This window comes from Chryseobacterium sp. JV274, from assembly GCF_903969135.1.
In the GTDB taxonomy this organism is placed as follows: Bacteria; Bacteroidota; Bacteroidia; order Flavobacteriales; family Weeksellaceae; genus Chryseobacterium.
Genome location: NZ_LR824569.1, coordinates 1,277,245 through 1,290,490 on the forward strand (window position 1 = coordinate 1,277,245; position 13,246 = coordinate 1,290,490).

Annotated in this window: 8 protein-coding genes; 1 reads left to right on the top strand and 7 read right to left on the bottom strand. The window is 35.7% G+C overall.

Going from position 1 to position 13,246, the window contains the following annotated elements; genetic code table 11:
- Positions 1–81: 81 nt before the first annotated feature.
- The 3 genes from CHRYMOREF3P_RS05870 to CHRYMOREF3P_RS05880 all read right to left on the bottom strand — a co-directional run bounded on the left by CHRYMOREF3P_RS05870 (position 82) and on the right by CHRYMOREF3P_RS05880 (position 1,234).
- Entirely contained in the window at positions 82–456 is a 375-nt protein-coding gene (locus CHRYMOREF3P_RS05870) for a hypothetical protein (RefSeq protein WP_139348578.1), read from the bottom strand.
- 60 nt (positions 457–516) lie between these two features.
- Positions 517–696, bottom strand: a complete 180-nt coding sequence (locus CHRYMOREF3P_RS05875) for a hypothetical protein (protein ID WP_077418684.1) — start codon at positions 694–696, stop codon at positions 517–519.
- 379 nt (positions 697–1,075) lie between these two features.
- Positions 1,076–1,234 (bottom strand): hypothetical protein, encoded by a 159-nt coding sequence (locus CHRYMOREF3P_RS05880; RefSeq protein WP_156106583.1) that lies wholly within the window; start codon positions 1,232–1,234, stop codon positions 1,076–1,078.
- A 768-nt stretch (positions 1,235–2,002) separates the two neighbouring features.
- On the opposite strand from CHRYMOREF3P_RS05880, the gene CHRYMOREF3P_RS05885 reads away from it, so the two are divergent.
- A complete protein-coding gene (locus CHRYMOREF3P_RS05885) occupies positions 2,003–2,665 on the top strand; it encodes a S24 family peptidase (protein WP_047421519.1) in 663 nt (220 codons plus the stop codon).
- A 76-nt stretch (positions 2,666–2,741) separates the two neighbouring features.
- Here the strand turns inward: CHRYMOREF3P_RS05885 and CHRYMOREF3P_RS05890 are convergent, their stop codons facing one another.
- The 4 genes from CHRYMOREF3P_RS05890 to CHRYMOREF3P_RS05905 form a co-directional block, all read right to left on the bottom strand.
- Positions 2,742–3,656, bottom strand: coding sequence for a hypothetical protein (locus tag CHRYMOREF3P_RS05890; protein ID WP_077418683.1), 915 nt, complete (start codon positions 3,654–3,656; stop codon positions 2,742–2,744).
- A gap of 114 nt (positions 3,657–3,770) precedes the next feature.
- Positions 3,771–7,298: a PKD domain-containing protein gene (locus tag CHRYMOREF3P_RS05895; protein WP_180564101.1), complete on the bottom strand. Its 3,528-nt coding sequence runs from the start codon at positions 7,296–7,298 to the stop codon at positions 3,771–3,773.
- Between the two features lie 85 nt (positions 7,299–7,383).
- On the bottom strand, positions 7,384–10,389 hold the full coding sequence (locus tag CHRYMOREF3P_RS05900; RefSeq protein ID WP_180564102.1) for a PKD domain-containing protein: 3,006 nt from the start codon (positions 10,387–10,389) through the stop codon (positions 7,384–7,386).
- Complete coding sequence (locus CHRYMOREF3P_RS05905; RefSeq protein WP_180564103.1) at positions 10,389–13,238, bottom strand: hypothetical protein; 2,850 nt, start codon at positions 13,236–13,238, stop codon at positions 10,389–10,391. The genes CHRYMOREF3P_RS05900 and CHRYMOREF3P_RS05905 overlap by 1 nt, the downstream gene beginning before the upstream one ends.
- Positions 13,239–13,246: the final 8 nt, after the last annotated feature.

A 13,246-nucleotide genomic window follows, 5' to 3' on the forward strand; every position in this document is an offset into this window, starting at 1 on the left:
AAATACACTCTTTTTAGGATAACACCTTCTTTTGAGTGACTGATTCTATCATTACGGTAAAGACTGTTTCAGAATCTTTTTTTATTTCATATCATCTTTTTTTTCTTCTTCATCAGATGATCTGTCTGTATTCGCACCATATCGGTTTTCAATAAGAAGATTCACTGCTTTATCAATCCAGTTAGGCAGATTATTAGTGATCATTTTCAGGAATTTATCATAACCGTATCCCAGTACAAATAATACTCCTGTTGAATACCATTTGTCATGCAATTCAGCTCTGTTCATTAAATAACTCATTGTAAAACCCACAATCACCACGATTACCAATGTGATAAAGTGTTCCCATGGCTGTTTTTTCTCTTTATTTTGTATGGAGACCAGTACCCTTAATAATCCTCCAGAAAATGCTATTGCAGTTCCGATCAAAAGGGCTTTTATACTATCCAAATTCATTCGTTTCCTATTATATTATTTATTATTTTTTTTATTTTCCAACAACTTTCAGATGCTTATTCATTCCTGAGACAGGATATACATATCATCTAAAAATTTTCTGATTTTCCGGATATTATCACTCTCATCTGCATACGCTAGCTCGTCAATAAGATCACTGATATCTCTGCTTGGTTTCTTCAGTTTTTCATTGTCTTTTTCCTTATCTTTTTTCTTTTTTTTCTTTTCTTTTTTTTTCATGGCTTCCAGAATTTATTAAATGAATAATTTCTTTTTAGTTTTTTAAGTTGATTTCTCTTCCAATACACTAAGGTCAAACGGTTTCTTTTTAAAATTCATGTTTCATTTAAAACAATAGAACTAAAGGCAAAACCGTTTTTCACCCTAATATTTTACTTATAATTTAAATTTGAGAAAGATGTCAGGACAGCCCTTCAATCTGATGCACGGATCTATTGAGGGTACAGCAATAATTTTGAATCCTTTTTACCTTTTTAGAATGAATAATTTCAAGATATGAATCATGAGTACACACTATCCACAAACATTATCTTACTGATATCCAAATAATAACATTATATTAAATGCTAAGAACTGAGCTTTCTTTCACAAACCATAACTATGGCTGAAGAATGATATTATATATTGTTCTCTCGGACAAAAACAACATTTCCATCAGCTCGTTGACAATCACTTTCATCTGTTTATCCTGATTACGTTTTACATAATCAATGACAAAATCTTTTCTTTTTTCGACTAATTCTTTACTACGTTTCATATTCTATGGTTAAAAGTTTTTTTGGTTAAAAAGTTTTTTTCGAATCAGACAGGCTTTCCTTTTCTTACCTATTGACCGTTTCATTGAGTCATAAGAAACCCTAAAGACGAATATTCCGTCTTTTAAAAGATGTCTAATTCAATTATTTAATTTTGTTTTTTTAGAAGCCGGTACCAGGTATTTCCCAATAAAAATTTTACCCTGACTTCTTTATTTAAATTTCATTTGCCCTTTTGTATGTATTAGCAATTTTACTGACAACTATAATTAATCGATATTTTATATGTTGAACAGTAATGATATTCTACATTTTGGGCCTGCTTTTTATTTTCAGGAAAAACAAAGAGCAAAATGATTGCTTTATTCAGATATCAATCAAAAAATAAACGCATTTTTATCATCAATAAAACGACATACAAACGAACAAAAATCAAATTATCTAATATTCAAAACGCACTTTTTACATTTTATAGATTGTTTAAAATTTTCCCTGTTTCTATTAGCACCGGATAAAATAAAAAAGGAAAATATCTGTATTTTAAATACACTACACATAAAATTATTTTTTAACTTTTTTAATTACAGATAATTACAAACAAAAAACAACATTTTAAAATATTAAAAAAACATTAAATTTCAAATATAATTTTGTACATTTGTACCGTTCCATCTTAATGACGAAACAAATATACGAACATTGTTCGTTTTTCAAAATAAAAACGAACATTTTGTTCATTTTTTTTTGCAAATAACTATAAACATATCAAAATGAACTATTTAGAATTCAAAGAAATCAGAAAGAAACTAAACATGAAGCAGGCTGATATAGCAAAATCCATAGGAGTGGGCACAAGAGCCGTACAATATTGGGAAAAAGGCGAACGAAAGATACCGGAAACAACTGCTTATTTTGTAACCAATTTACTCTTAAAGCAACAGGAACTCAATGATGACAGCGCGTCTCCGGTTGTTTTTTCAGATTTAAAGATTATGCACGTTCCGCTGGCGAATCAATATGCACAAGCCGGTTATCTGAGTAATTTTGCTGATGAAGAATACATAGAAAGCTTACCCACTATTCCTTTTACGGACGATGTAGAGCACCGGGGTGAATACATGTGTTTTGAAGTGAAAGGAGACAGCATGGATAACGGATCATATGAAAGCTACCTGGAAGGTGACATTATCTTATGCCGAAATATCAGACAGGATTACTGGATGAGTAAACTGCATTATGATAAGTGGGATTTTGTAATCGTTCACAAAGAGAAAGGGATTTTAGTAAAGCGAATCGTCAACCACGATGTTGAGAAAGGTCTTATCACTCTTCATTCTCTGAATGAGTATTATGAGGATTTCGAAATCCATCTGAAGGATGTTGCGAAACTTTTCAATATTATAAGTACAAGACGTAAAAACAACAGAAGATAATTGCCTGAGTGAATAAAATCCTCAATTTCTTGAGGATTTTATTGGGGCATTTTGGATCATCATCGTGTGAGATATTCTAATAACACTTCACGTCGCCTTCAAGAACCTCTATTTCACCTGTTTCTGGCTTTACCCGATAAATTAAACTTGGGTTAAAATCTGAATTGGATCTTAGGAATCTTATCCATCTTATTCCACTTTTTTTGAGGTTTTCGGGTGCATTTTGCTCAAAATCTCTTATATTTTCCGGTATTGCAGGCTTACCATTAGTAAGACAAATCAAGCTCCCTACATCTGGCCGAAAAGGCTGTAAAGTTACTTTCATCTTCCAGGCAGGATCTGTTCCATAACAAAGAGCATCTTTGTTCCGATCATCTACACCAGACAAGCAGTAAGCTTCTACTCCCCATATTCCAGAGTCAAATTCAACGAAATCCGACCAATCCGAAACTCCATCTCTCCCGCAATATTTTCTTATTCTTATGTATAAACGAGTTTTATCAGGAATATTTCCATTTCTCATGTCAATATTTTCAAATTGGGTATAATTTACATCACTAAAGCCCACCTTTGAATAAATAATATCTTCATCTTTAAAGCCGGGATCTTTTGCGATCTGATATTCCAATGCTGCAAGATTGGTGGTAGTATCCACCCAGTAGTTCATTACAATCTGCCCATCATCCAACACTTTTATTTCATAGATCTTCGGTACATAACAAGAAGATGAGGTACATCTCCCAACGTTCAAAGAAAACCTCTTCGTAGTAACAACATCATCTACAGCCAGTTTCACTTCCAGGTCGTATGTGTCTGGAGCCTGAATATCATTCTGAATATCATTAAGCTTTATTGTATTATTAATTGTAAGCAATTGCTTTATATCATGTGTGGGGCCTGGCGGATTCAGATAAGTTACAGTCGCCTCCGTTATTGGTGAAGAAGATTCATATTCTATTTTGAATGAAGCATCACATTTTGCTGCTGCCATTGTATTATGTTTTTATTGTTATTATTTATTTTTCCTAGTACAAGGGGTGTTATCATTATTCTAAAGACAAAAAAACACCCCTTTATATTAGATTTAGCATCAAGAATGCGTTCTTTACTCCACTATTATCTCTGCTACATCTATTTCAAATGCATCACTATTAGCATCTTTAACCAAAAGCTGGAATTTATATTTTCCAACGACTAACTCTTTGATTGTCAAAGTTGCTTCGTTAACATTCTCAAGTATTACATCCGGACCTTCTAGTTTGCTCCAAAAATACAGAAGCTCATTCGCTCCGCTCCCCCATCCTTTTAATCCCAATTGCCTAATAGGTAAATTAGATAAACGAATGTTTTGATTTCCACCGGCACCAGCTGTAATCGTAGGTAACTCAACATTACAGCAATTTTTATCAGGAAAGCTAATGTTATCTATCACAACCGTTGGACGGTATTCATTTTTATAGGAAAGAATATTTGAAGTTACTGTATTGTTTTCCCCATCTACTACAACTGCTTTATATAAATTTGTACCCACCGCATTTATAGAGTCTGTAAATGTCGTCCCTGTAAAATTGCCAATAAATAAATTCCATACAGCCCCATTATCAGTGCTTTTATGAATATGAACGTTGGCAATATCACCATCAGGATCGCTAGCCAAAACGTTAACTGTATAATTACAAACAGGCTGTGTACATACCCTATCCTCAATTCCGAAGGTATCATTCCATCTGATTGATACCGCTGGTGGATGATTTTCTTTTTTGTAAGACAGAGTATTTGAAGTTGTCTTATTGTTTTTTTGATCAGTAACAATTGCTCTATACAACTGTGTACCAGCTCCATTGATAGCATCTGTAAATGTTGTCCCCGTAAGATTGCCAATAAACAAACTCCATGTAGCCCCATTATCCGTACTTTTAAAAATCTGAATAGTTGCAATATCTCCATCCGGATCAGTTGCATAAACATCAATTGTAAAATTACAAACCAACTGTCTACACAGCCTGTCCTCAATTCCTGAATTATCCTTCCATCTGATCAATGCTGTGGGTGGGTGATTATTCTGATCTTTTATAATTCCAATATCATCAAATCCCGGAAGATTCAACGTATTTTCTGCTTCCCTACATGAACCCACTAAACCGAATCTAATAGAGTATTTGCCTAAAGGCAGTGTGATTGATCTTCGCGGACGGAATGATCCGGGTTCATAATGCCATCCATTTCCGAGGTCATTTGAATCATAAATATTCAAGCCTGTTATTCCGGAAAGATCTGAAGGCAAATCCCAATCAAATGTGAATGTCTGGGTATCATCACCATTATCAACAACTGTATATTTAACATTTGAAATCACCGGACACTCTTTATCCAGAGGTAAATTTACAGTCACCGTGTCAGTACAGCCATTGCCGATCACTTTTACTTTTACTACCGGAATCATTGATGGATCCAGATTGTAATATTTATAACTCAAATATCCATTTTCATCAGGATTCATAGGAAGCCAAACATCAGTACCCAGGAAATCCCAGTTGTAAGTATAGTCGGCAAAGTTTGCTCCGGAAACTCTAAAGTTTACTACTGTTGCCTTTGAATCTCCTCCAGGATAAATGATAGGTTGAACGACTTCTACTTTTATATCCGGTTCTGAAATCACCTTAATGCTGCAATCAGTAGGTTTCCCATTTACAGTAAAGGTAATTACCTGGCCATGGAACTGATCTTCCACAGACTTCGGATCGAAGAAATATTGTCCTTTGATAAATTTCACACCGTCACCAACACTTGCTTTTACCACTCCACTCATAGGGGATACTGTAAAAGGTATAGGACTGGCCTCAGCACAGATAACAGAAGTTGGCAAGCTTAATTTAATGATCGATTTCGGAGTACAGCATATGTATGGAAGTGAAAAGTCTGCAATAACTTTCGGGTCTTTTATGGAACCATACACCATGATAAAAGTTCCTCCCGTTTTAACTCCCCGCTTATGTTCCAATCCGGAATTTTTTTCTACATATTCATTGAAATATGCTTTCGACAGATCTTTATTTCCTTTTAATTCTTCTAAAGACAAAAGCATAATATCAAATCCCAGCTGCTGCTTATCCTTGATTTCCTTTATCTGTTCAAAAGCGATTCGGTGATCCATCCCCTGATGGCCTTCTATATTATAAAACGAATTGTTATCTATATTGAGATTTAAAGGACTTACCTGTTCGGATTCCCCTATTAACACCCACTCGGTATCAAAGGTTAAATTACTGCCAGATGACCGGTTGCTTGTCTTGTCAAAATTCCATGTTTTTAAAAATTCTTCTGTAGCCCGGTAGTAAAAAGGAACCGCCTTATTGCCCAAAGGATTTAATATTTGTGATGGAGTAATTTTAACGCGTTCCTTACCTTTAATAATACTATCAGGATCAAAACGTCCCACTTGCTGATTAAATCGATTGATTAAGGTTTTAACTTTTTGGGTTGCTTTTTCACTGTCTAAGACAGGCGAATTATAAAACTGATGTCTTGAGGAATCCAATTGGGTATCCGAGATTAATTTTCCAAGCATGATGTGTTTGGGAAAAGAAACAAAATCCGGAAGACATTTGGTAAATGCTTTAGGAAGTAACTCTATAATTTCAGCATAGGTATCCATCAAATCCTTTACTACATCATAAGCATACTGAAAACCAAAATCCTGGTTAAAAATCTTTGTAAATGATGCTTTGAATACTTCATGGCTAGAACCTGAAACCTTTAATATTTTAGCGATCGCCTGGATTTTATCAAAGACGATTTTACCGTAATCATCCTTGTCCAAAGCCTTAATATACTGTCTTTTTAAATCGGAAGCACTTACAATTTCGTCTGCAACAAACTTCTCTAAAATAATCCTGTTTTGTTTTACAGGCTCCATAATTCCTTCTATAAACAAAGGATGAGGCTGAAGATTATCTTTTCTTTTGGGTTTAACCTCACCTGTTATGGGATCAGGCAGAGAAAAACCATCTTCTCCAAGAATATGAGTGATACCACTTGCTGTAGTAACTAATACTTTGAGGTTTCTAATCTGCTGTATACCATGATTATCACAGTCAACTCCTCTACAGGGTTTAACCTCTTTTTCATAATCCTCCAGATACAGCAGCAGGTATTTGTCTTCTAAATTCGATAGGGTATTAATGGGTTGAAAATCCGATCTTGCTTCCTGAGCTGTTGCCAGTTCCCAGAGTTCAATCTGCTCGGTTCCCTCATAAAATGCCGGATATTTTACTTTAAAATTATCGTATGCTTTACAATGCGTATAGTCTTTATTTTCTAAGTTGATGGTTTTTAAATCACTCACGTACAAATCCTTACTTACCTCACTTGTATTACTTAAGGTGAGCAAATCTCCGTCAGTTGTTACAGCCGCCCCCTGAGAGAGCTGTATCTTGTCTAAAAGTCTGTTTTTATAAATAAGTTTGGGTTTGAAACCACATACAACACCAACCCCCTGAAGCAGCACTCTGGACAAACGGTCCTGATCTTCGAAAGAGTCCAGAAACTCATTGAACTGATCGGGATCTTCCAGATACTGTCCTTTACTGAACTTTCGATATTGAACGGTTATATTACTTAATTGATTATTCATTATTGTTCATTTTTAATGATTTATTAAGGTCTTTTAATAAACTTCATAGACAATTCAGACTGTCTATGAAGTTATTATTTGACTATTATTTTGTCACTCCTGTACAAGGGTTTATTTTTAGGAAATTCCCATTTGGATACCCTTTATAAATAGGAATAGTAGCGTTTGCTAAGAAGATTTCTGTATAAGCAACATCCTGGTGACAACCTGTTGGTGGTCTGTTACTAGGAGGTAATGCACATTCAAGTGAAAACTCTACAAAGCCATCCAATGATTGTGATGCCATTTGTTTCGCTTCAGCCTGAGTGATCGTAATTTCATTATATCTGCTCAACGCAGGAGTACCAGGTTTATGATTACCTCTATCCTGATTACCTCCTGTATTACTTAAATGTATATTTCCAACAAAACCAGGGTATGGATTGATCCCTCCTATTACAATATCATTTCCTTTTAAGTTGAAAGTAGCATCATTACAAACGTGACCTTGGTCTACATCATCTCTGTACTGAATAACCACTCTCATACCACTTAAACATGCAATAGTGGATTGACCTTTTAATTTAAGCGGAGCTAATTTGTACACCGTACTACAACCATTAGTATTGGTTACTGTAAGTATTGGATTGAAAGTTTTTTCTTGTCCTGCAACCAGTTTGTACACGTGGATCTTTTTGTTAGCAGGCGCCTCATTATGCTGTATTGGAGTACCATCATCAAAATTCCAGGTAAATGTAAGACCTGTAAAGTCCCCGGCAACATTAAATTCAACTGTAGCATCCGGATTGTTGGCATTCTCGTCCATCGTAGGAGCATCATAGCTCACGGTACCTGTAGTAACAGATACATTCGGTTGTGCATATACGACCATCTGTGCTTCTACCGGATCATCATCCACAGTAAATGTAATGGTTTGTCCAAAGTAAATTGCATTCACCAACCCTGGATCGAAGAAGCTCTGACCTCCGGATTGTGTAACCGCAGGAACCTGAGTACCATTTACAAATGCTTTTACCTGTCCGTCTGTCGGAACAATTGTCATAGCAATCGGAGCATCTTTCTGACATAGCTTGCTGCTCGGTAATGACAGGAATGCAGGATCTTTTTTAGAACAACATAAGTAAGGTAACGAAAAGTCTGCAAGCACCTGATTATCAGCCTCAGAATAATAAACCAAAGCAATAGTTCCGCCCGGTTCTACTCCGCCCTTGTGCTCCAGTCCTGATTTTCGCTCCAGAAACTCACTTAAAAGCTCACTTACAACATCATCTTTTTTAGGATCTTGTTTTACAACGGTAATTCCTTCAGGTGATCCTTCTTTTGAGAATTCGGCCTGGTTCAGCAGTCTTAACTGTTCATCCAGTTTAGAGATATTCAGTAAAGTATTTTGTGAATTGAATGTTCTGTTGCTAACATCACTGGAAATGGACACCAGCTGCTTTCTGAGCTCGTCTATCGACACTGTTTTTTCTCTGACTGGCGGCTCGCCGCCAGGTTTTTCGCCTTTATCCAGAACCAATGCAATGACATCAAAAGCTAATCCGTATTGTGTTTTAAGGTCATTGATGTTTTGCAATGCTGTTTTATAAGGCATTCCTAGGTGACCTTCAATTCTATAGAAATCATTATTGTCAATGTTATAATTCAGCGGATTCTGAATAAAATCTTCTCCTGCCAGATTGGTTGTATGATAACTTAGATTGTAAGCGGCTCTATCGGTTTTTGCTTTTTCAAAGTTCCACTGAGCCAATAAAGGCTGATCCACATTATAGTAATATGGTATTGCCTTATTACCCAGCCTTACATTAAGATTGGAAGGTGTAATTTTAATGCGTCCGATATAGGTTTGAAATCCATTGATTTTCTGCACAAAACGGTTGGCAAGCATTACAACTCTTTCATAATTCTCATCATCATTTGTTGTTACAGGTGAATTGTAAAATCCATGACGTAAAGGGGTGTACTGCCCTAATTCCTGTTTTGCTCCCACAGGACCTAACATCAGGTGTTTTGGGAATGAAGTAATATCCGGGCAACACTCAGCGTTCAGATGCAGGATCAGATCTTTTATTTCATTGTAGGTATCAATCAAATCCTTCAGTAAATCATATCGGTATTGATAATCCTCCAAACCTGTTGTCGTCATAGACAATAAGGAATTCAATTTATCGATAAGCGTTTGCCCTCCCAGGTTGACACTCACGTTAAAAGTATCTGCAATAGAGTCAAAGCCCTGGCTTAAATCTGCAACAGCAGTGATTGATTCTTTGAATTTTGTTTTTAATTGTAAAGCTGTTTTAACTTCGATATCCAAAATAACTCTTTTAGCCTGTATGTTCGGTAAACTGTCAAAAAGCTTTTCATAAGTATTGTGTTGTTTATAGATAGCATCTTTTGCATCACCTTTCGCAATAAGCTCTGAAACAGATGCTGAATCTGCCAGAAGTACTTTAAGATTAGAAACCTGCTCAGCCCCGTTATTGTCACAATCTGCATCCTGACATGGATTTTCATCATTAGAATAACTTTCTAAATACAGAATTACAATTTTATCATTTAACGAACTACGAATATCTATTACCTGTTTAAAATCCCCGGCGTTAGCTCCTTCGTTCACTAACTTTGTATACTCTTGTGTTGTAAACAATTCTAAAAGAGGGATTTGCTGCCCTCCGATACGAAAATGCTCATATCCTACGACATCAATATAATTTCTATAGTATCTATAATTTTTAGCCTGGAAATCAATGGTAACCTCTGAGTTTTTGCTTCCTGCCTTACGCAGTGTTATTAAGTCTCCATCCGTAGTCACCCCAGCTCCTTGTGTAATAGCAATCGTATCAAAAGGAATCTCCTCAAGATCTCTATCTCCGGGTCTGAATGTTTTTTCTGCTAAAGAAGGTGAGATTTCAAGCTCTACATATTCCGATTGAAAACCACACACTATCCCCACGCCGCTCAGACGGGTTCTTGATAGTCTGTCCTGATCTTCAAAATAATCTATAAATTCGTTTAATTGCCCTTCAGTTAACGCCTGATTGTCGTTGAACTTTCTATATTGGGTTGTTACATTGTCTAATTTGGTATTCATTATTTTTCAATTTTTTTTGATAAGTTCGATTGTCCTAATATGATTTTTCCATCCAGAATGTCACTATCACTGGCGTCGCAGTCCAACAGTCTTCCCGGTCTATAGATATTATTCAAATGGCTAAGAGCAGTCAATAAATTTGTAATGCTGTTTCCGAGATTCGCAATATTGTTTCTTGACTTATCTGAAAGGTATTTTTTAAAGGCTACTTCAAATTCAGCCAAATCATTCTGAGCAGTTTGTTTTTCACTCAAACGATCTCCCACCCAGCAAATTTTTGCTAAAACATGAGCCGGAATTTCCTGTCTGATCACTGTTTCTGCATAACGTCTGAAATCAGGATCCTGAAAACGATAGGCAAAGCCAGGAAGAACAACACTCACCCTGTAAGAATAAGGGTCAAAAACGTCTGTTTCGCAGTTTTCTTCGCAAGAAGACATAAAGGCTTCCGAATATTCTATCGGATCTGTTGCAGGATTTTCTTCTTCCAGGTCATACATGATTCTGAAAGTACCTCCGACAGACATGCAGCCAATACCGCCCATGAGTTTATAATCTTTAGTGGTTGGCTTTAATAATAAATGCTCAACAAGGAAAATACCCTCTTCTGTAAATTCATATTTGAAATAATTAATCGTCTCTTCAATTCCTTTTTTCAGGTCTTTCAATTCTGAATAAGGATTGGTCTTTTTGTGAACAGCAATAACATTTTGTTGACCACTGTCATCCAGAATTTCAAAATAATAGTTCCCTCCCAATGAAACACGGATTTTTATATTTCCAATTAAACAGTAATCCTTTTCACAGTTTTTCAGTTTTTCTAATGTATCTGCAGGATTCTTCTCATCCAGTGTAGCTAATGCATTTTCAAGATCTTCCTGATCGATCTGAATGGTCTGATAAATGGCTTCATTCAGGTTTTTGATTGCAATATGCTCAGTCGTATAACTATTTACAGATGATAAGATAATATTGTTACCAGCATCTTTTATTTTCCATGTATACGTTTTTTTACCGGCATTATCTATTGTTTCAATAATGGAAACCGGCGACTGCGATAAGTTTCTTTGGGTATAATCTTTAATTCCCAACAAACGGGCGATTCTTTTCTGAACACCGGAAATATTACTGGTATTCCAAAGATCTGAATCTCCGATTAAGGTGTAATTATAACCTAACCCTCTGTCTTTACTTAATGATGAATATTCTTTTAAGAAATTTTCTTTATTACCTAAGACAATTTCATCGGTAGATTTCCCATACAGGGATTTCATTAAGAAAGTATAGTCACTGAATGTTTCGGCAAAACGGGAGATCAAATGATCCAAAACTTCATTTTTACGTTCCACACTGTTATCCAACTCTTTATACAATGAATCTGTAAGCTGATCATCATTTTCGGTATCGTATTCAGAAACCAGTTCATCAAACCCTTTAATATTCTTAAGAGCCTGTGTAAAAAAGGTTCTTTTTAGCTTACCATTGATGCTTAATACTTCTTTTACTTTTTCAAGATGTTTGAAATAGCCGGCAAGGATCTGATCAAAAAATAACAAATACCCTTTCATCTGTTTGGCCAAAGCTTCTCTCTCCGGGGATTGATTCCCTATAATTCCTGATTCTCCTACTCCATAGGTATCCGGAAATTCATTCAGAATAGTAGCATAGTTTGCAATATCATATGAAGTTCCTTGCGGCAAAGCCAATTCTTTATTCTGTCTTGCATCCTCTCTGAGCACTTCTTCTTCCCTTTTAAGAGTTTCTAAGTATTCCTGAACTTTTTTGTCGTTGATATTTAACGGAAGAGATCCTTTACTGTAGCTGAATGAGCTCAGTTCACACAGTTCCGGTTTTCTGCCTTTTTCAATACAGATCAGCCAGTCGTTATTTTGTTTGATCACACTGTCACAACCTGCAATAGAAACGTCATGAATTTCTTTAACCCCTTCAATCTTCATGATTTCACTGATGATATCGGAAAGACGAACTTCTGTTCTTAACTGGCTGTTTCTAAGCTCTTCAGTATCGATAAAACCGTTATCCAAAAGAGGTCCTTCAAAGATCTGATCTGTAGTCAGGCCTTTGTCCAGCATTTGCTTCAATGAATAAAAATGAACCTCAGGAGAAAGATAATTATTGATCGTTCTGATTACTTTAGCATGCACCAGTTCCTCATCTGCTTTGTTGACAAGTCCTATACGGGCACATACTGCAACTTTCTGGATTTCAACTTCTTTAATCTCCGCCAGATCTTCGCAAAGCCCTCTGTTGGCATGGTAACTGTCTAATATTTTGATATTGACATTAGATTTTTCACATCCTATACCATCCGTATCAATCTCTTCAGCATAGTCTACATACAGATCATACAATCCTTTTACGTTAAAACTTTGTGTAGTGTCTCCAATGGGTTTAAAGTCTAAATCTCCTGTTTTGCAATCAACGTATAATTTTTCATTTTTAGGGACTAACCAACAGTTGCGGATCGGTCTTGTAAGACTTCCTGCCATGTTAATATCTATAAACAACTTTCTGTAGTCCAGCTCGTTTAAAGGTCTTGAAGGTAAAATTTCTGCAGCCTTTAAAAACTGGGTATGAATGTCATTTTTTACATCATCAGATGCTAAGATATCTTCCATATTCAGGTTCATCCTCATCCCAAGATCCGTTATGGCATAGCTTAAAACTTCCAACGTGGTGATCCCAGGATCATGCGAGTTATAATCGGTCCATAGTTTTCCTCCTAACTTCTCTATGTATTCAACCCCGGTTTTGCGTAGAAAATGAAAATCTGTCTGATCCCCGGTTTCTATATTTTTTGATATACTAATATGTTTATTTTCTGACATGATTATGT